General features: G+C 71.7%; 19 protein-coding genes and 1 pseudogene. 8 read left to right on the top strand and 12 right to left on the bottom strand.

Annotated elements, in window-relative coordinates:
- Positions 1 to 147 precede the first annotated feature (147 nt).
- Both VR45_RS08265 and VR45_RS08260 read left to right on the top strand, forming a co-directional pair.
- A complete protein-coding gene (locus tag VR45_RS08265) occupies positions 148 to 1,302 on the top strand; it encodes an alpha/beta hydrolase-fold protein (RefSeq protein WP_045939023.1) in 1,155 nt (384 codons plus the stop codon).
- A gap of 129 nt (positions 1,303 to 1,431) precedes the next feature.
- The gene (locus tag VR45_RS08260; RefSeq protein ID WP_045939008.1) at positions 1,432 to 2,220 is read left to right on the top strand and encodes a ferritin-like domain-containing protein; all 789 of its coding nucleotides are present in this window, start codon (positions 1,432 to 1,434) and stop codon (positions 2,218 to 2,220) included.
- Between the two features lie 39 nt (positions 2,221 to 2,259).
- Here VR45_RS08260 and folE read toward each other — a convergent pair whose 3' ends face one another.
- The 6 genes and pseudogenes from folE to dacB form a co-directional block, all read right to left on the bottom strand.
- On the bottom strand, positions 2,260 to 2,865 hold the full coding sequence (gene folE / locus VR45_RS08255) for a GTP cyclohydrolase I FolE (RefSeq protein WP_045939007.1): 606 nt from the start codon (positions 2,863 to 2,865) through the stop codon (positions 2,260 to 2,262).
- A 112-nt stretch (positions 2,866 to 2,977) separates the two neighbouring features.
- Entirely contained in the window at positions 2,978 to 5,029 is a 2,052-nt protein-coding gene (gene ftsH, locus VR45_RS08250; RefSeq protein ID WP_045939006.1) for an ATP-dependent zinc metalloprotease FtsH, read from the bottom strand.
- A 230-nt stretch (positions 5,030 to 5,259) separates the two neighbouring features.
- Positions 5,260 to 5,814 carry a hypoxanthine phosphoribosyltransferase gene (hpt, locus tag VR45_RS08245; protein ID WP_030059589.1) on the bottom strand — a complete coding sequence of 185 codons (555 nt, stop codon included), beginning with the start codon at positions 5,812 to 5,814 and terminating at the stop codon, positions 5,260 to 5,262.
- A gap of 70 nt (positions 5,815 to 5,884) precedes the next feature.
- On the bottom strand, positions 5,885 to 7,024 hold the full coding sequence (gene tilS / locus VR45_RS08240) for a tRNA lysidine(34) synthetase TilS (protein WP_045939005.1): 1,140 nt from the start codon (positions 7,022 to 7,024) through the stop codon (positions 5,885 to 5,887).
- A gap of 268 nt (positions 7,025 to 7,292) precedes the next feature.
- Entirely contained in the window at positions 7,293 to 8,471 is a 1,179-nt protein-coding gene (locus VR45_RS08235; RefSeq protein WP_045939004.1) for a zinc-dependent metalloprotease, read from the bottom strand.
- 82 nt (positions 8,472 to 8,553) lie between these two features.
- Positions 8,554 to 9,809: pseudogene (gene dacB / locus VR45_RS48425) on the bottom strand (D-alanyl-D-alanine carboxypeptidase/D-alanyl-D-alanine-endopeptidase).
- A gap of 512 nt (positions 9,810 to 10,321) precedes the next feature.
- Here dacB and VR45_RS08225 point away from each other — a divergent pair.
- From VR45_RS08225 to VR45_RS08215, 3 genes are all read left to right on the top strand, one after another.
- Positions 10,322 to 10,813 (top strand): inorganic diphosphatase, encoded by a 492-nt coding sequence (locus VR45_RS08225; protein ID WP_030397564.1) that lies wholly within the window; start codon positions 10,322 to 10,324, stop codon positions 10,811 to 10,813.
- A gap of 223 nt (positions 10,814 to 11,036) precedes the next feature.
- Positions 11,037 to 11,711 (top strand): biliverdin-producing heme oxygenase, encoded by a 675-nt coding sequence (locus VR45_RS08220; RefSeq protein WP_045939003.1) that lies wholly within the window; start codon positions 11,037 to 11,039, stop codon positions 11,709 to 11,711.
- 122 nt (positions 11,712 to 11,833) lie between these two features.
- On the top strand, positions 11,834 to 12,421 hold the full coding sequence (locus VR45_RS08215) for a hypothetical protein (protein ID WP_045939002.1): 588 nt from the start codon (positions 11,834 to 11,836) through the stop codon (positions 12,419 to 12,421).
- Positions 12,422 to 12,460: 39 nt separating this feature from the next.
- Here VR45_RS08215 and VR45_RS08210 read toward each other — a convergent pair whose 3' ends face one another.
- From VR45_RS08210 to VR45_RS08200, 4 genes are all read right to left on the bottom strand, one after another.
- The gene (locus VR45_RS08210; protein ID WP_045939001.1) at positions 12,461 to 13,399 is read right to left on the bottom strand and encodes a PD40 domain-containing protein; all 939 of its coding nucleotides are present in this window, start codon (positions 13,397 to 13,399) and stop codon (positions 12,461 to 12,463) included.
- 242 nt (positions 13,400 to 13,641) lie between these two features.
- A complete protein-coding gene (locus tag VR45_RS46755) occupies positions 13,642 to 13,818 on the bottom strand; it encodes a hypothetical protein (RefSeq protein WP_159394147.1) in 177 nt (58 codons plus the stop codon).
- Positions 13,815 to 14,048 (bottom strand): hypothetical protein, encoded by a 234-nt coding sequence (locus VR45_RS08205; protein WP_045939000.1) that lies wholly within the window; start codon positions 14,046 to 14,048, stop codon positions 13,815 to 13,817. Before VR45_RS08205 ends, VR45_RS46755 begins: the two co-directional genes overlap by 4 nt.
- Positions 14,045 to 14,410, bottom strand: a complete 366-nt coding sequence (locus tag VR45_RS08200) for an ATP-binding protein (RefSeq protein ID WP_045938999.1) — start codon at positions 14,408 to 14,410, stop codon at positions 14,045 to 14,047. Before VR45_RS08200 ends, VR45_RS08205 begins: the two co-directional genes overlap by 4 nt.
- A gap of 252 nt (positions 14,411 to 14,662) precedes the next feature.
- Here VR45_RS08200 and VR45_RS08195 point away from each other — a divergent pair, with 252 nt between their 5' ends.
- Together VR45_RS08195 and VR45_RS08190 are read left to right on the top strand one after the other, a co-directional pair.
- Complete coding sequence (locus VR45_RS08195; protein WP_078896320.1) at positions 14,663 to 15,514, top strand: helix-turn-helix transcriptional regulator; 852 nt, start codon at positions 14,663 to 14,665, stop codon at positions 15,512 to 15,514.
- Positions 15,507 to 15,698, top strand: a complete 192-nt coding sequence (locus tag VR45_RS08190) for a DUF397 domain-containing protein (protein ID WP_045938997.1) — start codon at positions 15,507 to 15,509, stop codon at positions 15,696 to 15,698. The genes VR45_RS08195 and VR45_RS08190 overlap by 8 nt, the downstream gene beginning before the upstream one ends.
- 56 nt (positions 15,699 to 15,754) lie before the next feature.
- On the opposite strand, the gene VR45_RS08185 is transcribed toward VR45_RS08190, so the two are convergent.
- Positions 15,755 to 17,440 (bottom strand): HtaA domain-containing protein, encoded by a 1,686-nt coding sequence (locus tag VR45_RS08185; RefSeq protein ID WP_045938996.1) that lies wholly within the window; start codon positions 17,438 to 17,440, stop codon positions 15,755 to 15,757.
- A gap of 38 nt (positions 17,441 to 17,478) precedes the next feature.
- On the bottom strand, positions 17,479 to 19,014 hold the full coding sequence (locus VR45_RS08180; RefSeq protein ID WP_078896319.1) for an HtaA domain-containing protein: 1,536 nt from the start codon (positions 19,012 to 19,014) through the stop codon (positions 17,479 to 17,481).
- 173 nt (positions 19,015 to 19,187) lie between these two features.
- Here VR45_RS08180 and VR45_RS08175 point away from each other — a divergent pair, with 173 nt between their 5' ends.
- Positions 19,188 to 20,216, top strand: a complete 1,029-nt coding sequence (locus tag VR45_RS08175; RefSeq protein ID WP_045938995.1) for an ABC transporter substrate-binding protein — start codon at positions 19,188 to 19,190, stop codon at positions 20,214 to 20,216.
- Positions 20,217 to 20,236: the final 20 nt, after the last annotated feature.

The following is a 20,236-nucleotide window of genomic DNA, read 5'->3' as shown; positions in this document are numbered from 1 at the left end:
GCATTTTAGGGCGTCGGTTGCGCGCGAGCGCCACCGGGATCCCGGTCCCGCCCCGGCGTCCGGACAGCCTAGCCGCGGTGGCCCGGGCTGACGCACCGCCAGACGATGAAACCTGCACTGTCAGTGTCCCACCGGAAGGCCGACAGCATGGAACTGACCAGCGACGCGCTGATGAACTCGCTGCTTGCCCTGGGTTCGGCCGCGCTCGTGATCACCCTGTGGCTGTGGCCGCGGCTGGCCAGGCAGCGCCCACTCCCGGTGCTCGGCCGGGTCGGCCTGTTGACGGTGACTCAGGTCGTGCTGGTGTCGGTGCTGGCGCTCAGCGTCAACAACTCTTTCGGGTTCTACACCTCCTGGGACGACCTGCTCGGCTCCGGCGGCACCAAGCTCGCCCTCACCAGCAACGAGAACCACAAGGGTGGTGCGCCGGTCGGCGACGCGCTGGTCCAGCCGACCAACGAGGGCGGCCTGGAAACGGTCGGGGACCTGCCCAAGGGGCCGCCCGAGGAGGTCGGCAGGGTCGAGTCGGTCCGGATCACCGGCAAGGAGACCGGACTGTCCGACCAGATGTTCGTCTACCTGCCGCCGGAGTACTTCGACCCCAAGCTCGCCCTGACCCGGTTCCCGGTGATGCTGGCGATCGCCGGCTACCCGGGCATCACGGTCAATCTGATGAAGGAGCTGCCGGTCGTCCAGCAGGCGGTGGAGCTCCAGCGGGCCGGCAAGATGCAGCCGACCATCGTGGTGCTGTCCCGCCCGACCCTCAACCCGCCGCGGAACACCGAGTGCGTGGACGTCGCCGGCGGGCCCCGCACCGAGACCTGGTTCACCAAGGACGTCCCCGAGGCGCTGCACTCCGCCTACCGGATCGGCCGCTCCCCCGCCTCCTGGGCCGTCTTCGGCTACTCGACCGGGGGCAGCTGCGCGTTCCGGCTGGCGATGCGCTTCCCGAACGTGTTCGGCGTCACGGCCGGACTGCACGGCGACGTCAAGGTCGTCGAGGACCAGTTCACCGGCGGCAGCCTGTTCGGCGGGGACCGGACGCTGACCGAGCAGAGCGACCTCACCTGGCGGCTGCAGAACCTGCCCGCCCCGCCGCTGTCGATGCTGGTGGTCTCCACCCGCAAGGAGGCCGACTACCCGCAGACGGTCCAGTTCGTCGAGCTGGCCCAGCAGGTGGCCGCCGGCAATCCGCAGTTCCAGGTGGAGTCGATGTACCTGGACGACGGCGGCCACAACTTCGAAAGCTGGATCCGCGAGCTGCCGGCCACGCTGGAGTGGGTGGGCCACCACCTCGGCTAGGGCGTGCCGCTAGGACACCTGGGTGATTACCGGCGGGTCGGGCGCAGCGCGGGCCGCCGCGGGGGACGTATCGCGACCGCCCCGGCCGGCCGACGGCCGGGGCGGTCCCGGATCCGGGCAGGAGGCCCCATGCTCAGCACCCGATCGCTCTTCGAGGCGATCTACCGGAACGACGAGGCCTACCAGTTGTTCTGCAGCATCGCCGCCGGCGGCGAGGACCAGGGCGGCTGGGAGAACGAGCGGATCACCGAACTCACCCGTGACCCGGTCCTCGCCCCGAAGATCGCCCGGCACGGCGCCGACGAGCGCAAGCACGGCCGGATCTTCACCCAGCTGCTGCACAAGCGCGGCCTGCCGAAGGTCGACGTCCCCGCCGAGGCCGACTACTGCATGCTGCTGGAGCGGCAGGGCGTCGGTCTCGCCCACGAGCGGCTCACCACCGACATCCCGCTGACCGATCGCGAGATCATCACCTATCTGGCGCACAGCCGGGTGACCGAGCAGCGGGCGGCCGAGCAGATGCGCCAGCTGGTCAAGGTGTACGGGGACAACCCCGACCTCGGCCGGGCGATGCGGATGATCTCGGCGGACGAGGACAACCACCTCGCCTACTGCCACGAGGAGCTGCTGCGGCTGTCCGCGGAGGGCCACGGGCCGTACATCCGGCACGTCCTGGAGACCTGCGCCCGGGGCGAGATCCGCACCCACCGGGACGTCGGGCTCGCGGTGACGTCCCGGATGGCGCGGATCCTCGCCTGGCCGCGCTGGCAGCTGGCCGTGGTCACGGCCGGCCTGCACGGGCTCTACCTCTACGACCTGCTGTACGGCTGGCGGCGGATGGTGCGGCTGCGGATGCCCGCCCGGCGCAACGCGCTGGGCACCCCGGCTCCACCGCACACCGGGCCCGAGCCGCTCTGAGCGGCCCCCGGCCGCGCGTGCGAGGCTGTCGCGACCCGGTCAGCGCCCGATGATGAGGCTCATCGCCTCGGCCCGGGAGGCCGGGTCGCGCAGCTGTCCGCGCACGCAGGAGGTGATGGTCTTGGCGCCGGGCTTGCGGATGCCCCGCATCGACATGCACATGTGCTCGCACTCCACGACCACGATCGCGCCGCGCGGCTCCAGGATCCGCATCAGCGCGTCGGCGACCTGGCTGGTGAGCCGCTCCTGCACCTGCGGCCGGCGGGCGTAGACGTCGACCAGCCGGGCCAGCTTGGACAGGCCGGTGATCTTGCCGCTGGGGGACGGGATGTACCCGACGTGCGCGACACCCCGGAACGGCACCAGGTGGTGCTCGCAGACGGAGGTCAGCTCGATGTCCTTGACCAGCACCATCTCGTCGTGACCGAGGTCGAAGGTGGTGGTCAGGACGTCCTCGGGCTCCTGCCAGAGGCCCGCGAATATCTCCTTGTAGGCCCGCGCCACCCGGGCGGGGGTTTCCAGCAGGCCCTCGCGGTCCGGGTCCTCACCGACCGCGAGCAGGAGTTCACGGATCGCGTTCTCGGCCCGCTTCTGGTCGAACGTGCCGACGGTGGGCGGACCGTCGAGCGTCACCGGGTCGATCATGCGGGCCTCGCTAACTCGTTGGCGAACACGGGGTTGAACAGCACGGATGCCGCGCCTCCAGGGTACAAACCCCGGTGACGCGGCATCCATTCCGGCGGGTGCCGGAGGTTTGTCAGCCCTCCGCGGGCGGCTCGACCGGCAGCTGCGGAAGCTTGACCACGTCGGCCGGAGCGGCCTCGGTGGCGGAGGCGCCGTTGGTGAGCGCCAGCTCCTTGGGCGACTGGACCGGCGGGCGGGTGGACGGCGTCCGACGGGCGGAGCCGGTCCAGGCCGGACGGGTCGGGCGCTTGACGATCGGCGCGAAGATCTCGGCGATCTGCTCCTTGTTGAGGGTCTCCTTCTCGAGGAGCTCCAGGACCAGGTTGTCGAGCACGTCGCGGTTCTCGACCAGGATCTCCCAGGCCTCGTTGTGCGCGCTCTCGATGAGCTTCTTGACCTCTTCGTCGACCAGCCCGGCGACCTCTTCCGAGTAGTCGCGCTGGTGGCCCATCTCACGGCCCAGGAACGGCTCCGAGTTGTCGCTGCCGAACTTGATGGCACCGAGGCGCTCGGTCATGCCGTACTGGGTGACCATGGCCCGCGCGGTGGCGGTGGCCTTCTCGATGTCGTTGGAGGCACCGGTGGTCGGGTCGTGGAAGACCAGCTCCTCCGCCGCACGCCCGCCCAGCATGTAGGCCAGCTGGTCGAGCATCTCGTTGCGGGTGGTGGAGTACTTGTCCTCCTCCGGCAGCACCATGGTGTAGCCGAGGGCCCGGCCGCGGGACAGGATGGTGATCTTGTGCACCGGGTCGCTGTACTGGCAGGCCGCCGCGACCAGGGCGTGACCGCCCTCGTGGTACGCGGTGATCTTCTTCTCCCGGTCGGACATGATCCGCGTGCGCTTCTGCGGACCCGCCACGACGCGGTCGATGGCCTCGTCCAGGATGTTGTTGTCGATCAGCTTCTTGTCCGAGCGGGCGGTCAGCAGCGCCGCCTCGTTCAGGACGTTCGACAGATCGGCACCGGTGAAGCCGGGGGTGCGCTTGGCGACGGCCGAGAGGTCGACGTCGGGCGCGATCGGCTTGCCCTTCTGGTGCACCTTGAGGATGTCCAGACGGCCCTGGAGGTCGGGACGCTCGACCGCGATCTGACGGTCGAAGCGGCCCGGACGCAGCAGCGCCGGGTCCAGGATGTCCGGGCGGTTGGTGGCGGCGATCAGGATGACGCCACCCTTGACGTCGAAGCCGTCCATCTCGACCAGCAGCTGGTTGAGGGTCTGCTCGCGCTCGTCGTGGCCGCCGCCGAGGCCCGCACCGCGGTGCCGGCCGACGGCGTCGATCTCGTCGACGAAGACGATCGCCGGGGCGTTCGCCTTGGCCTGCTCGAAGAGGTCGCGGACGCGGCTGGCGCCGACACCGACGAACATCTCGACGAAGTCGGAACCCGAGATCGAGTAGAACGGCACCCCGGCCTCGCCCGCGACGGCACGCGCCAGCAGGGTCTTGCCGGTCCCGGGCGGGCCGTAGAGCAGCACACCCTTGGGGATCTTGGCGCCGACGGCCTGGAACTTGGCCGGCTCCTGGAGGAACTCCTTGATCTCGTGGAGCTCCTCGACCGCCTCGTCCGCGCCTGCGACGTCGGAGAAGGTGGTCTTCGGGGTGTCCTTGGTGAGCAGCTTCGCCTTGGACTTGCCGAACTGCATGACGCGCGAGCCGCCGCCCTGCATCTGGTTCATCAGGAAGAGGAAGACCAGCACGATGATCACGATCGGCAGCATCGACAGCAGCAGGCTGACGAGGGTGCTCTGCTTCTCGGGGCTGATGGTGTAGCCCTCGGTCAGCGTGCTCTGGTCGTTGTCGTTGATCTGGGCCTGCAGCTTGTCGGCGATGCCGACGCCCTGGTCCCCGATGTAGGAGGCCTGGAACTTGCTGCCGGACTGCGGCTTGCCGGTGCCCACGGCAGGCAGCTTCGCGCCGTCCTTCAGCTGAATCTTGATCGTGTTCGAGTCACCCGTGGTGATCTGCGCCGACTTGACCTGCTTCGCGTCGATCGCTGCGACGACCTGCCCGGTGTCCACCGTCTTGTAGCCGTTCGAATCCGAAACGACCTGCATCAGCACGATGACGGCGAGGACGGCCAGCACGATCCACATGATCGGCGCACGGAAGTATCGCTTAACGTCCATCCATGCGGGGCGTTGCCGCCCCGTCCCTCCTGCCACTCAACGGCGCCGCGGGGCTGTGGGCCACCGGCGCATTCGGTCAGTCAGTGCTCATGTGAAGAGCGGTTTTATTGGACCGTACCGCAGTACGCCCCCCACGTGGCGGGAGCACGGCGATACGACGTTCTTCTATGGTCCCCCGATCCAACGGGCGGGAACAGGATCCTGTTCCCGCCCGTCGTCCGAACGGGTTCTCAGCCGCCGTAGACGTGCGGGGCGAGGGTGCCGATGAAGGGGAGGTTGCGCAGCTTCTCCGCGTAGTCGAGACCGTAGCCGACCACGAACTCATTGGGGATGTCGAAGCCGACGTACTTGACGTCGATCTCGACCTTGGCCGCGTCGGGCTTGCGCAGCAGGGTGCAGACCTCGAGCGAGGCCGGGCCGCGCGAGCCCAGGTTGCCGAGCAGCCAGGACAGCGTCAGGCCGGAGTCGATGATGTCCTCGACGATCAGCACGTCACGGCCGGCGATGTCGGTGTCCAGGTCCTTCAGGATCCGCACCACACCGGAGGACTTGGTGCCCATCCCGTAGGAGGAGACCGCCATCCAGTCCATGGTCACCTGCGAGTGCAGGGCGCGGGCCAGGTCGGCCATGACCATCACGGCCCCCTTGAGGACGCCGACGATCAGCAGGTCCTTGCCTGCGTAGTCCCGGTCGATGCGCTCGGCCAGCTCCAGGAGCTTCGCGTCGATCTCGTCCTTGCTGATGAGCACCTTCGCGAGGTCAGCGCCCATGTCGTTCTGGTCCACCGGGGATACGTCCTCAAACGTGTCGGGGTCTGGATGGCCGGCGGCCGGCTCCCCCGGGCATGCCCGCCCGTCAGTCGCCCTGTCGCCGAAAGACCAGCGTGCCACACCGCCGGGTGGCTTCGACGCCCCCGGGTAGGTGCAGGGGTCCCTGACCCCGCCATCCGGTGACCAGCAGGTCGATCGTCTCCAGGTGCCGGGCGAAGAGGTCCCCGGCCGGACAGCCCGCCCGCAGCGCGGCCCGACGCAGCACCCGGCGGCGCACGGCGGGGGGCAGCTCGGACAGTTTCCCGGCGTCCAGGGTGCCTTCGCCCGTCCGGATGTCGCGCTCGGCCAGCGCGGCCCACTGGTCGAGCGCGTCGGCGTCGTCGCGGAACAGCCGGGCGGTGCGGGCGAGGGCCTCGACCACGCCGCCGCCCAGGTGCTTCTCCAGCACCGGCAGCACCTCGTGGCGGACCCGGGAGCGGGTGTAGGCCGGGTCGCAGTTGTGCGGGTCGTCCCAGACCTGGATCGCCTGGGCGGAGCAGGCCTGCCGGGTGGCGGCCCGGTCGAGCTCCAGCAGCGGGCGGCGGTAGCGGCCCTTCTGGGCCGGCATACCGGCCAGCGAGCGGGCGCCGGACCCCCGGGCCAGGCCCAGCAGGACGGTCTCGGCCTGGTCGTCGCGGGTGTGGCCGAGCAGGACGGCGACCGCGCGGTGCCGCTCGGCGGCCGCGTCCAGGGCGGCGTACCTGGCGTCCCTGGCGGCGGCCTCGGGGCCGCCCTCGCGGCCGACCCGGACGGCGATCGCCTCGACCGGGTCGAGGCCGAGCTCGCGGAGCCGGTCGGCGACCTGGTCGGCCCGCTCGGCGGAGCCCGACTGGAGGCCGTGGTCGACGGTGACGGCGCCGACCCGCAGACCGATCTTGGGGGCCTCGAAGGCGGCGGCGATGGCGAGCGCCATGGAGTCCGCGCCGCCGCTGACGGCGACCAGGACCAGCGGCGAGCCGGGCGCGGCGGGGGTGCGGGGCAGCCCGGACGGGTGGCGGTGGGCGTTGCCGATCAGCGTGGTGCCGACGGCGGCCGGCAGCGCGGCGGCGGCGACCGGCACGCCGGGGACGCGCTCGCGCGGCTCGCGGGCGGGCGCGGTGAAGGTGGAGCCGGCCTCGGCTGCGAGGTCGGCGAGGGTGCGGCGTACGGCCAGGCGTATCGCGGCTACAGCGGGGTGTGGGCCCACGGCGGACGACTCCTCGACGGAGGGGGGACAGGACTGCGGTGGGCGCGGCGGGGACCGCGCATCCATGAGCACCGTGTTACCGGGCGCTCACAGATGGTGGCAGAAAGGAGGCACCCGCTACGCCACCCGCGCCACCGGTACGACCACCGTCCCACGTTCGGGTGAATGAAGAAACGTATCTTCACCCGCCATGTGCACGACTGGTCCACTCGTGCGAACGGAATCCGACCACCCCCGGTCCCGCCCGGACCGGGCCGTCGGCGGGCCGTCAGCGGGCCACCCGGGCGACCCAGGCGGCGGGGTCGTGGATCTCGTCCTTGGTCGGCAGGGTGTTCGGCGAGGTCCAGACCCGGTTGAAGCCCTCCATGCCGACCCGCTCGACCACGCCCCGGACGAAGACCGCGCCGTCCTGGTACTGGCGGAGCTTGGCGTCCATCCCGAGCAGCCGGCGCAGCACCAGGTCCAGCCGGTTGGCGCCGCGGTCCCGGCGCTGCTGGAACTTCTCCCGGATCTCGGCGACGCTCGGCACCACGGCCGGGCCCACGCCGTCCATCACCACGTCCGCGTGCCCCTCCAGCAGGGACATCACGGCGGTCAGCCGACCGAGGATCTCCCGCTGGGCCGGTGACTGGACGATCTCCAGCAGGCCGGCCGACGGGGCGTCGCCGCCGCGGCCGCCGAGGCCGGGCAGGCCGGCGCCGAGCGAGCCGGCCGCGTCCCGCAGCCGCTCCACCAGCGCGCCGGGGTCGACGTCCGTCTCGGCCAGGAAGGACTGCACCTCGGACTGGATGTGGTCGCGCAGCCAGGGCACCGCGGTGAACTGGGTGCGGTGGGTCTCCTCGTGCAGGCAGACCCAGAGCCGGAAGTCGGCCGGGTCGACGTCCAGCTCCCGCTCGACGTGGACGATGTTGGGCGCCACCAGCAGCAGCCGGCCCGGGCCGGGGCCCTCGGGGCCCAGCCGGGGCTTGTCGAACAGCGCGGCCGGGCTGTCCGGCGCCTCCAGCGAGGGTTCGGCCGGGGCGAAGGTCTCGTACTGGCCGAGCACCTTGGTGGAGAGGAAGGCCAGCAGCGCGCCGACCTCGATGCCGGTGGCCTTCTCCCCCACCGTGCCGAGCACGGCGGAGGCCGAACCGCCCGTCCGGCGCGCCTGGAGCTTCTCCACCAGCGGCTGGACGATGGTGCGGAAGCCCGCCACATTGGCCCGCACCCAGCCGGGCCGGTCCACGATCAGCACCGGGGTCGCGGCGGCCTCGGCCAGGCTGCTGGAGCGCATGCCGGTGAACTCCCGGACGTGCTCCTCCGCCGCCAGGGCGTGCCGGCGCAGCTCGGCGACCACCGCGGCCGCCTCGGCCCGGCTCACCTCCGGCCCCGGCCGCACCAGCCTGGTCGCGGTCGCGACCGCGAGATTCCAGTCGACCATGTCGGCCCCGCCGCTCGCGCTCGTCATGCCATCACCGTACGTGCTCCCGTGCGCCTGGGGGAGCCGGAACGGCCGGTCAATGGCGGCCCGGTGGCCGACCCGTGGCCGCTCAGCGGCAGCCGCAGGCCGCCAGCCTGGCCACCACCCGGTCCATCGCGGCGCGGGCGGTGTCGACGGGGGCGCCGGTCCGGGTCATCAGGGCGAAGGCGAGCTGCCGCCCGTCGGCGTCCACCACGGTGCCCGCCAGGGTGTTGACGCCGCTGAGGCTGCCGGTCTTGGCCCGGACCAGGCCGGCCGCGTCGGCCGCCCCGGAGCCGGCGCCGAAGCGCTTGCCGAGGGTGCCGGTGAAGCCGGCGATCGGCAGGCCCGTCAGCACCGGACGCAGCGTCGGGTGCTGCGTCGAGGCGGCCAGGGCGAGCAGCTTGACCAGGACCGCCGGCGGGATCGCGTTGCCGGGGTGCAGACCGCTGCCGTCGTTGAGCAGCACGCCGGTCATCGGCACGCCGAGTCGGGTGAGTTCCTGCTGGCGGCGCCCTCGAAGGCGGCCGGCTGGTGGGCCGCGATCGCGGCCTGGCGGGCGATCGCCTCGGCGAGGGTGTTGTCGGAGGTGGTCAGCATCCGCTCGACCAGCCGGGCCATGGTGGGCGAGTCCACCCGGCCGAGCACGGGGGCGTCGGCGGCGGCCGGGGCGGCGGCGGCCTTCGCCTTGCCCTGGACGGTGACGCCCTGGGCCTTGAGCAGGTTGGCGAAGGACTCGGCGGCCGCGCCGGCCGGGTCGGTGACCCGGGCGGGGGCGTCGGCGAGGCTCTTCGGGTCGACCTTGCCCTCGTCCACCATCAGCGGCGTCACCGCGGCGATGTTCTCGCCGTCGTGGTTCTTGTGCAGCAGGGGGCCGGTGTAGAGCGAGACGTCGTAGTCGAGCACGACGGTGGTGGTGCCGGCGGCCTTCAGCGCGGCGGCGGTCTGCCGGGCCAGCGCGTCCAGCGAGGCGGGGGCGGTGTCCGGGTCCGCCGGGACGCCGGCGACCTGCACCTGGTCGGCGGGGAGCGCGGTCAGCGTCGGGTCACCACCACCCACGAGGGTGATCCCGCCCGTCGCCGCGTTCTTGACGACCCGGGTGGCCAGCCGGGTGTCCGCCGGGATCAGCGAGAGGGCCGCGACCGAGGTGGCCAGCTTGGTGGTGGAGGCGGGGGTGGCGGCCGTGTTCTCCCCCTTGCCGTAAAGGAGTTGGCCGTCGGCGGCGTCCGCGACGGCGAGGCCGACGGTGCCGAGGTTCTGGTCGGTGAGCACGGTGGCGAGCGCCTGCTGGAGGCCCTGCGCGGTGGGCAGTCCGGCACCCGGAGCGGCCTCGGCGGCGGCCAGCACGGCACCGGCCGGGGCCGGCCGGGCGACGGCGGAGGGCTTGGCGGACGCGGAGGCCGACGCCGAGGCCGAGGCGGACGGCGAGGTCGATGCGGAGGCGGACGCGGAGGCGGGCGGGGTGGACGGCGGGGTGGTGCCGGGGCGGGCGGAGGTGCTGCCCGAGCTCCCGGGTCGACCCGGATCCTCGTTCCGGTCCCCCTTGTCGCCCTTGTCGTCCCGGTTCTCCTTGTCGCCCCTCTTGCCGTTGCCCTCGTCCTGGTCGCCCCGGGTGCCGCCGGCCCCCGGGCCGCCCGGCGAGGCCGATCCGGACGGCGGCGCGGACGGCAGCGCGGACGCGCCTCCCGCCCCCAGCACCGTCGCGGCGACCAGCAACGACGCCCCGAACAGCCCCGCGGCCGTCCCCCCGCGCCGGCGCCCCGACCCAGCCCCTGCTCGCACCGACCCGGCCCCTTTCCTGAGCACTCACTCCCGTAGGAGACACTTGGATTCTGTCAGTCCCTACCTTGGAGGAACCGTTGGAGTTCGACGTCCTTATCGAAATCCCTAAGGGCTCTCGTAACAAGTACGAGGTCGACCACGAGACCGGTCGCCTTCGGCTCGACCGGATGCTCTTCACCTCGACCCGCTACCCGGCCGACTACGGCTACGTCGAGGGCACCCTGGCGGACGACGGTGACCCGCTGGACGCCCTGGTCATCCTGGACGAGCCGACCTTCCCCGGTTGCCTGATCAAGTGCCGTGTCATCGGTATGTTCAAGATGACCGACGAGGCCGGCGGCGACGACAAGCTGCTCTGCGTCCCGGCGACGGATCCGCGCTGGGAGCACCTGCAGGACATCCACCACGTGTCGGAGTTCGACCGTCTGGAGATCCAGCACTTCTTCGAGGTCTACAAGGACCTGGAGCCCGGCAAGTCCGTCGAGGGTGCCAACTGGGTCGGCCGCGCCGAGGCCGAGGCCGAGGTCACCGCGTCGATCAAGCGCCTGGCGGAGCAGGGCGGCCACTGAGCCGTCCTGCCCGTCTCGTTCGTCCGGCGGTCCGTCCGCCCGGGCGCTTCGAGGTAGGCGAGGCAGTCGAAGGCCGGGGTTCGCGGAGTACTTCCGCGGGCCCCGGCCTTCGCCGTTCCCCGGGCCGGGCGAGGATGGGTTCCCGACACCCTGTCGGCATGACAACGGATTAGGTTAGGCTAACCAAAGCAATCGGGGACGTACTCGACCACTGGAGGCCCGCATGTCCACGCCCGAGCAGCCCGTCGTCCCGTTCTCCACCGTGCTGCGCACCGCGAGCAGCGCCGAGCACGAGGCCGCCGAGCAGTCCTCGTTCATGAGCCACCTGCTCGGCGGGCACCTCGGGATCGAGGCCTACGCCGACCTCACCGGCCAGCTCTGGTTCGTCTACCGCGCCCTGGAGGAGCGGGCCGGGGAGCTGGCGGAGCACCCGGTGGCCGGGCCGTTCGTGGACAGCACGATCCTGCGCACCGCCGCCATCGAGCGCGACCTCGCCCACCTGCGGGGGCCGGACTGGCGCGAGGGCCTCGTCCCGCTGCCGGCCACCGCCGCGTACGTCGCCCGGCTGGAGGAGCTGGCCCGCGAGTGGCCGGCCGGCTGGATAGCGCACCACTACACCCGCTACCTCGGCGACCTCTCGGGCGGCCAGATCATCCGCGGCATCGCCGAGAAGACCTGGGGCTTCGAGCGCAAGGGTGACGGCGTGCGGTTCTACGTCTTCGAGCAGGTGGAGAACCCGGCCGCGTTCAAGCGCGACTACCGGGCCAAGCTGGACGCCGCCGGCCTGGCGCTGGACGAGGTCGAGCGCCGCCGGGTGGTCGAGGAGTGCAAGCGCGCCTTCCGGCTGAACGGCGCGCTCTTCCAGGACCTGGACACCCGGTACCCGCTGAGCGCCTGAGTACCCGAATACCTCGGAGCAGGAAGTCGGCCGGACCGACTTCCTGCTCCGAGGCGTTTCGCCGGGTTCTCCCGGGGACTCCGGCGCTGTGCGGCGAGGGCTGTTCCTGATACTGATGGGGCGTGCGCTTTGACAACGTCCCGATACCGCCGTCCGTCGATGCCAGGCCCCGCGATGTGCGCGGCTACCCCGTTCCGGCGATCACGCCGTGGGAGGGCGACCAACCCCAGTTCGCGCTGACGGACTACGGCCGCAGCGCCGACTGCGCGCGGGAGCGGCTCTGTTCGGTCTGCAACCTGCTGATGCCCAAGGGGCCGGTGTGGCGGGTGGTCGGAGAGACGGAGAGTGCCGCGATCGCCGAGGCGCTGGCGGCGGGGCGCCCGTACCGCAATCTCTCGCCGACCCTGGAGGGTCCCGGCCACCGCGCGTGCATGCTCTACGCCTCGATGGTCTGCCCGTACCTGGCCCGGCCCAACGCGCGGCGCAGGCAGTCGGCCGAGCAGCCCGACGAGATGACCGGACATGTCGTCCGGGGCGCGGTCCGGGGCACGACGGGCGCCGTGGTGGGCTTCGCCGACTACGAGTACGGGATCACCGGGACCCGGGTGCTGTTCCGCTTCGTCGACGTGGTGGAGTTCCTGCCCCATGACAATGCGGACGAGCATCTCGCGGACCTGAGAACGGAGTTGGACCGCCTGGCCGGTAGCTGACCCGGCCGGGCGGTCCAACGGTGCTCGTACTCGGCGGCGTCAGCCGCGGTAGGCCGGCAGGCCGACCCGGCTGGTGACCACGACGGGCTTGGCGGCACCGCTGGCCGGGAGGGTGACGATGCCCTTGGGCGTCCGGGCGGCGATGGTCTTGCCGTCCGGCGAGAAGGTCGGCTGGGTGTAGTCGGTGGTGGCCTTGGGCGTGAGGTCCTTGGCGGTCTTGTCGTCCACGCCCTGCACGAACAGGTGGTCATGACCCTGCACCGAGCGGACGAAGACGACGTCCTCGCCGTCGGGCGAGAGCGCGGGCTGGGAGCCCTTGGTCAGCTCGCTGCTCTGCGAACGCAGGTAGTCGTCGTGGATGTAGACGGTGCCGGTGCCGGGGTTGGCGTAGACGGAGGTGCCGATCTTGCCGCCGGCGTTCGGCCAGATGTTGCCCGTCTCCGGCAGGTCGGGACCGCCGGCGCCACTCGAGACGGACACCTCGGTCGGCTGGCCCTGGACGGCGGTGGCCGGGACGGTCACCAGACGGGAGACACCGTTCTTCCGGGCGACGAAGACGATGTTGTTCCGGGCGGGCAGCTCCGCCGGCCCGTAGGCCGAAACCGCCTGCCAGGTCGGGTGGTTCCAGTTCTGCCCGCCCGGGTTCTTGGCCACGATGACCCGGTTGCTGCCGTCCGCGTCGGAGACGACGAGGTTGCCCGAACCGTCGATGAAGACGGCCTTGTTGCCGTCCGGGGACCAGGTGAGGTCACGCACGACGGTGCGGAAGTCGACCGTCTTGCCGTCGATCTGCACGTAGCGGGTGCCGTTGCTGACGGTCAGCACGTTGTGCTTCAGCCCCTTCGCACCCGCGGCACCGAGCGAGGCGGCCTGGGCGGCCGGGCTGACGGTGGCCACGAGGCCGAGCGTCAGGGCGGCGACGGCGGCGAACTTCGCGGCGCGGGACGAGGACTTGCGGAACGAAAGGGCCTTGCTCATGATCGGTTGTCCCCCTGGAACGACGTGCTGCTCGGATTCCGCACCAGAGCCGTGTCCACCGTCCCCGGCGGACTGTCGTCCACCTGTTCGATCACTCGCTGCTCTGTGCGATGAGAGAAGCCTGTCAGCCGTCCTTCGCTGATCTGTGCGCCAACCGTCACGGATGTGAAACAGCGTCACGCGACCCACACAACACGACGGAGCAGGAGGTCGGAGCGGCCGACTTCCTGCTCCGAGGCGTTTCATCGAGCTTTCTCGGGGGCGCCGTCCACGGGGGCGTGGGGCGCCCGGCACCCACGGCAGGTGATCGGCGGCGGGGGCGGGCCGATCCTGAGGGCGGTGACGACGCCGGTGATCACGGTGGCGATGGCGAGGGCGAGGAGGGCGGCGAAGGCCGCGCCGATGAGGAAGGTGGTCATGCCCGGCCCGCCTCGCGGAGGAGCGTGAGGAGGTTGAGGAGGGTGGCGACGGAGGTGTCGCCGAAGTCGACGAGGAGGCGGCCGTCGACGGTGGCGCCGTTGACGGCGGCGGAGCCCCAGCGGATGCCGAAGGGCTTTCCCCGCTCGTGGAGTTCACGGAGGAGGGAGGTCACTTCGGGCTCGGTGTAGGTGCGGAGGTAGGGGTCGTGCGGTTCGAGGGGGGTGTTCACGCGGCGGCGTCCAGCTCGAACCAGGCGACCTTGCCGGTTTTGGCGGGGTCGACGCCGAAGCGGTGGGTGAGGGCGCGCACGAGGTGGAGCCCGCGCCCGGAGAGGGAGTAGAGATCGGCGGGGAGGGAGGGGGAGGGCAGGTCCGGGCAGTCGTCGCACACCGAGACCCGGAGCACGGCGGGCCGGAGGCAGACGAGCACGGAGGGCGCCTGGCAGCCCCCGTGCTGCCAGGCGTTGATGTACAGCTCGTGAAAGGCGAGTTCGGCGTCGTCGATGACGTCCGGCGGCCAGCCGGCGGAGAGGAGGGCGGCCCGGAGTTCGGCACGGGCGAGGGAGCAGTCGGGCGGGTTGAGGGCACGCAAGACAGACCTCCGAGGGAGAGGCAGGGGGAGGAGAAAGAGAAGAGGCATCAATGGTGCCAAACAGGCATAGTGCACCCAACACCTCACAGGCGGACACTTGCTGACGATCTGTCCGATCCCTGTGAGGTAGACCATACGGCACATCGACTTAATTTTAGGTAGTTCTCTGAGAGATTCCCCCTCCCGGGGGACAGATGGCCTCGCCCTCAAGCTTCACGGCACACTGTGAGCACAGGACATCGAGAGGACGCCATGCCGGGCCGTCTGAACCCCACGCTTCGCCAGCGCCGCCTGGGTACCGAACTGCGAAGAATGCGCGAGCAGGCAGGACTCCGAGGCAGCGAACTCGCCCACTCGCTGGGCGTAAGCGCAGCCCAGGTGACACAGATGGAGAACGGAAAGACCAGCGTCAACGCAGACCGACTGCGCACGATCGCAGCGGCATGCAAGTGCGCCAACGAGCCGCTCATCGAAGCTCTGATCGACTTCACCGTGCCACGCTCGAAGGGCTGGTGGGAGCGGTACCAGGGGAAGCTGCCGACGGGCTTCCTCGAGGTTGCGGAGATGGAAGCCCATGCCTTGAAGATCTACACCTGGGCCACCACATACGTTCCGGGTCTTCAGCAGACTGGCGCCTACGCCTCTGCGGTCTTCGGTCGCATCTCGCCACCGCTGCCGCAGCGCGACATCGACACAAGGACGGCGTTCAGAGCTCAACGCCAGCAAGCTCTCCGATCCGGCGGAACGGCACACGTGTCCTTCATCCACGAAGCAGCTCTGAGAATGCAGTTCGGCGGCCGGAAGGTCCTTGCCGAGCAGCTCGACAGCCTGGTCAAGGACTCCGAGGCCGGGACCAGCTCGGTGAGAGTGGTCCCGTTCGACATGGACACCTTCCCTGGTGCAGGGGAGAACATCATGTTCACCGAAGGGCCGGTTCCGGAGCTCGCAACGCTACAAATGGACACAGCCCAGGGCGTTCTGTTCTTCGACGCTCCAGCAGATCTGGCCAGTCACAGGGCAACCTTTGCTCACCTGAGCGCTCTTGCACTGTCCGACGACGAGTCGCGCACATTCATTCGATCCATCAGGGGCCAACATGAGTAAGTCCATATGGCAGAAGTCCAGCTTCAGCGGCGCGTCCAACGAGTGCATCGAAGTACGGGTCTCGGATGAACTGGTCGAACTCCGGGAGTCCGACGACGGCGACGTCGTCCTCCACACCTACCCGGCCGCCTTCGCCGACCTCCTCAGCACCATCAAGGCCGGGAAACTCGACCACCACGCATAACCACTGTGGCCCTCGCTCGGATCGAGCGAGGGCCACAGCATTTACCGACCAAAGAATCAGGCGCTGAGGGAGGCGCGGCGGCGGGCCAGGGCGGTGGCCCCACCACCGAGCAGCAGCAGGCCGGCTGCGGTCGCCAGCAGCGGTACCACCGGGGTGTCGGAACCGGTCGAGGCCAGCACGCCACCACCGCCGACGGACGAAGAACCGCTGCCGGTGGTGGTGAGCGAAGCGCCACCCACCGTGCTGCCCGTGCCCGAACCGGTACCCGTGCCGGTACCGCTACCGGTACCACCGGCCGCACCGCCGGTGGTCGTGCCCGCGCCACCGGCCGAGCCACCGGTCGGCAGCTGGGCGTTCTTGTCGAAGGCCAACGAGACAGTGACCGGGTCGAGCGCCTCGCCCGCCTTGTAGTTGGCGAAGGCCGGCACACCCTCGGCGGTCAGCTTGGCCGGGACGGCGTTCAGCGTCACCACGCCGTTGACCGGCGCGAGGCTCGCCTTGGAGAGGTCCAGCTCGGCGATCCGGGCGCCGGACAGCGTGCTCGTCTTCCCGTCCAGGGACTTGGCGTTGACGTCGGCGGTCAGGAACGCGCCGTCCTTGTCGATGCTCAGGCCCAGCTTGGAGAAGGTGGTGTCCAGCTGGTACCCGCCGCCCTCGCCCGGGTGGCCGAGGAAGCGCACCGAGCCGGCGAAGCCCGCCGAGAGCGCGTGGCTCTTGGTGTTGTACGCACCCTTGGCACCGGCGAACCGGTAGTCGGCCGCACCGCCCGCGAACTCGACCTTGCCGTTGGCCACCGGGCTCTGCAGGTACTTGCGGAAGCTCTCCTTGACCTGCCACTCCAGGGTGCCGTTGACGACGGCGAGTTCACCGGTGCCGGCGGTCGGCGCGGTGGACGGGCTGCCGGTCGCGGAGGGCGACTTGGTCGCGCTCGGCGAACCGGTGGCGGTGGGCGAGGACGTCGCGGTCGGGCTGCCGGTCGCGGTGGGCGAGGCGGTCGCCGTCGGGGAAGCGGTGGCCGTCGGCGAGGCCGTGGCGGTCGGCGAGGCCGTGGCCGTCGGGCTGCCAGTGGCGGTCGGCGTGGCGGTGGCTGTGGGGGTCTGCGTCGGCGTCGGCGTGGCGGTCGGGGACGGCGTGGCCGGGCTCTGCTTGAGCAGCAGCGACAGCGGGTCCATGTCCGACCCGGCCGCGTAGAAGCCGGCGAAGGCCTTGGCGCCCTCCTCGGTCAGCTTCGCCGCCGTCGGCACGCCGGTGGTGGTGTCCCGGCCGACCGTGAAGGTCACCAGCGGGACGTCCTCGCGCCGGGTGACCTCGGGAGCGCCCACGACCTCCTTGGACGCGGTGTCGGCGGTGAGCGTGCCGACCGTACCGGCGGTGGTGATCCTCAGGTCGCTCAGGCCGACGTCCAGCGCGCCGTGGTGGGCGGTGAACCGCACGCCGCCGGTGAAGGCGGAGGTCAGCGCGTGGGTGCCCAGGTCGTAGCTCGCGCTCGCCAGCCCGAAGTGGAAGCTGCCGTCGGCGTTGGTGGTCGCGCCGCCGCTCAGCTCCACCGCGCCCTGGCCGACCGGCCCGGTGACGTAGCTCCGGAAGCTGGCCTTGACCCCCCAGTCCAGCGAGCCGGTGTCGTACGTGACACTGCTCGGCGCTCCGGCGCCGAAGGCCAGGACCGGGGCGCCGAAGGCGGTCAGGCCGAGGCCGGCGGTGACGGCGGCCAGGGCGGCCATCCGGGTGCGGTTGCGGGACATGGGGGTCTCCGTTCGGTGAGCGGGGAAGCGGAAGGGGTTCAGGCCGCGTCGGCGGGGGTGGCGCGACGACGACGGCGGAGCACGAACAGACCGGCGGTCACGGCCAGCGCGACGGCGAGCAGGCCGCCGCCGACCAGGGCCGCCGTCGGGACGCCGCCCGAGCCACCGGCGTCCGCGGCGACCGGCGCCGCGGCGGGCGTGCTGGGCGGAGCGGTGGTGGCCGACGGGGTCGGCGCGACCGCCGGGGCGCTGCCGAGGTCCGGCAGCGGCGGGAGGACGGCCGCCGGGTCGAGCGCGACGGCGAAGCTCAGCGGGTCCATCGCGGTGCCCGCCGGGTAGAGGCCGCCGAAGGCCTTCCCGCCCGGTTCGGTGAGCGTGAGCGGGAGTTCGACGGCCTTGAGCAGGCCGCCCTCGGTGGTCAGCCCGGCCGGGTCGAAGGTGCCCAGCTCGACACCGGTGAGCTGCTGGGTGGCACCGTCCGGGGTGCGGCCGGAGACATCGGCGCGCAGCACGCCCTTGCCGTCGGCCACGGTGACGGCGGTGTTGGCCAGGGTGAGGTCCAGGCCGTAACTGTCTCCGCTCTTCAGCCCGGTGAAGCGGACGCTGCCGGTGAAGGCGGCGGTGAGCGCGCCGGTGGCCGGGTCGTAGCTGCCCTTGGCGGGCGTCCAGCGGTAGAACGCGCCGCCGTCGGCCGCGCCGCCGGAGGTCTCCCAGCGGCCCTGGGCGATGGTGCCGGTGACGTAGTCGCGGAAGGTCCGGCGCACGCCCCAGTCGAGCGCGCCGTTGGCGAACTCGGTGGCGGGGGCGGCCTGCTGGGTGGCGGCCGGACTGGTCGGCGCGGCCGGAGCGGTCGTGCTCGGCGCGGGCACCGCCGGGGCCGTCGTGGTCGGCGCCGCGGCGGTCGGCGAGGCGGGAGCCGTCGGCGTCGGGGTGGCCTGCGCTGCCGGAAGGTTGACCGAGAGGCTGACCGGGTCGAGGGCCGTCCCGGCGGTGTAGAAGCCGCCGAAGGCCTTGGCCCCCGCCTCGGTCAGGGTCGCCGGGACGTTGCCGAGCGTCAGGGTCCCGGCCGCGCCGCGCAGGTCGACACCGGCCAGCGAGAGCTCGGCCAGCTTGGCCTGGCTCGCGTTGCTGACCTGCCCGGTCTCCCGGGACTTGCTGCTGACGTCCGCGTACAGCCCGGCCGCGCCGCCCGCGGCGGCCCTGAAGGTGAGCCGGCCGATGCTCAGGTCGAGCGCGTTCGCGCCGTTCTCCTGGTGCCCGGTGAACCGGACCCCGCCCGAGAACGCGGCCGTCAGCGCGCCGTTCGCCGGGTCGTACGAACCGGTGGCCGAGTGGAACCGGAAGCCGCTGCCCGACACCGTGGCCGCTCCGCCGGTGAGCGCCCAACTGCCCTTGGCGATGGGGCCGGTGACGTAGGTCAGGAAGGACTGCTTGATCCCCCAGTCCAGCCGCCCGCCGGACACCTTGCCTTCGGCCGCCACCGCCTGGCCGGGGAGGACCACAACGGTCAGCAGGGCCGCCAGGGCGGTCACCAGGGCGGCGGCCGTGCGGCGGAGCCGATGGGGCAGAGGCACGCGGATCACTCCTCGGCGCGACGGGGAAGGGCAGGTGGAAATCGGGGTCGGCGCAGCACAGACCCCCTTGCGGGCTTTAGGTAAGGCTAACCTAATATATGAGTCAAGAGCCCCGTCGGCCGCTACCGCACCCCCACTCCCGGCGGCGACAACTCCCGTCGAAGGGAACGACCTTGAGCAGCAGTACCCACCGAACCAGGGCCGCCCGCGGACCCGCGATCCTGCTGCTGCTCCTCGGTCTGCTGCTCGCCCTGACCGCCTGCGGCTCGGCCTCCGGCGGCGCCGGCGCGGCCGCCGGAGCGGGCACCTCACGCGCCCCGGACGCGGTCGAACCGCTGCCCGACGCGCCGGTCCCCGCGCTCCCGGCCACCGCGACCTCCGCCGACGGCCGGGCCGTCACCGTCGCCAGCGCCGAGCGGATCATCCCGCTCAACGGCAGCCTGGCCGAGATCGTCTTCAGCCTCGGCCTCGGCCCCAAGGTCGTCGCCCGGGACGTCTCCACGACCTTCCAGCAGGCCACCGCCCTGCCCGTGATCACCCAGGCCCACGACGTCTCCGCCGAGGGCGTGCTCTCGCTGCACCCGACCGTCGTCCTCGCCGACCGTTCCACCGGCCCGGCCGAGGCCATCGCCCAGATCCGTGCGGCGGGCGTCCCCCTCCTCGTCCTCGACGACGCCAAGCGGCTGGAGGACGTCGGCCCGCGCATCGACACCGTCGCCGCCGCACTCGGGGTCCCGGACGCCGGCAAGCAGTTGAAGGAACGCACCGAGCAGCGGATCACCACCGCCAGGGCCGCCCTGCCCGCCGTCGAGCGCCACCCCAAGGTCGCCTTCCTCTACCTGCGCGGCAGCGCCTCGGTCTACCTGCTCGGCGGCCCGGCCTCCGGCGCCGGCTCGCTGATCACGGCGGTCGGCGGCGAGGACGCCGGCACCGCGGCCGGCCTCACCGGCGACTTCACCCCGCTCACCAGCGAGGCCCTGGTCAAGGCCGCCCCCGACGCGATCCTGGTGATGAGCAAGGGGCTCGACTCGGTCGGCGGCGTCGACGGTCTGCTCAAGCTGCCCGGCGTCGCCCAGACCCCGGCCGGCCTCGACCGCCGGATCGTCTCGATCGAGGACGGCCAGCTGCTCAGCTACGGCCCGCGCACCCCCCAGGTGATCCACGAGATCGCCGAACAGCTCTACCCCGAGGCCGCCAAGTGACCGCCGCCGCGACGGGCGGC

Source organism: Streptomyces sp. NRRL S-495 (assembly GCF_000966955.1).
GTDB classification, from domain to species: Bacteria; Actinomycetota; Actinomycetes; order Streptomycetales; family Streptomycetaceae; genus Kitasatospora; species Kitasatospora purpeofusca.
Note: the sequence above shows the minus strand (reverse complement) of the source record. Positions and strands in the feature narration are given on the sequence as shown.

Coding starts and splice junctions, on each gene's coding strand:
- VR45_RS08265 (WP_045939023.1), top strand. CDS start 148: ATGGAACTGACCAGCGACGCGCTGATGAACTCGCTGCTTGCCCTGGGT.
- VR45_RS08260 (WP_045939008.1), top strand. CDS start 1,432: ATGCTCAGCACCCGATCGCTCTTCGAGGCGATCTACCGGAACGACGAG.
- folE (WP_045939007.1), bottom strand. CDS start 2,865: ATGATCGACCCGGTGACGCTCGACGGTCCGCCCACCGTCGGCACGTTC.
- ftsH (WP_045939006.1), bottom strand. CDS start 5,029: ATGGACGTTAAGCGATACTTCCGTGCGCCGATCATGTGGATCGTGCTG.
- VR45_RS08235 (WP_045939004.1), bottom strand. CDS start 8,471: ATGACGAGCGCGAGCGGCGGGGCCGACATGGTCGACTGGAATCTCGCG.
- VR45_RS08220 (WP_045939003.1), top strand. CDS start 11,037: ATGTCCACGCCCGAGCAGCCCGTCGTCCCGTTCTCCACCGTGCTGCGC.
- VR45_RS08210 (WP_045939001.1), bottom strand. CDS start 13,399: ATGAGCAAGGCCCTTTCGTTCCGCAAGTCCTCGTCCCGCGCCGCGAAG.
- VR45_RS46755 (WP_159394147.1), bottom strand. CDS start 13,818: ATGACCACCTTCCTCATCGGCGCGGCCTTCGCCGCCCTCCTCGCCCTC.
- VR45_RS08195 (WP_078896320.1), top strand. CDS start 14,663: ATGCCGGGCCGTCTGAACCCCACGCTTCGCCAGCGCCGCCTGGGTACC.
- VR45_RS08190 (WP_045938997.1), top strand. CDS start 15,507: ATGAGTAAGTCCATATGGCAGAAGTCCAGCTTCAGCGGCGCGTCCAAC.
- VR45_RS08185 (WP_045938996.1), bottom strand. CDS start 17,440: ATGTCCCGCAACCGCACCCGGATGGCCGCCCTGGCCGCCGTCACCGCC.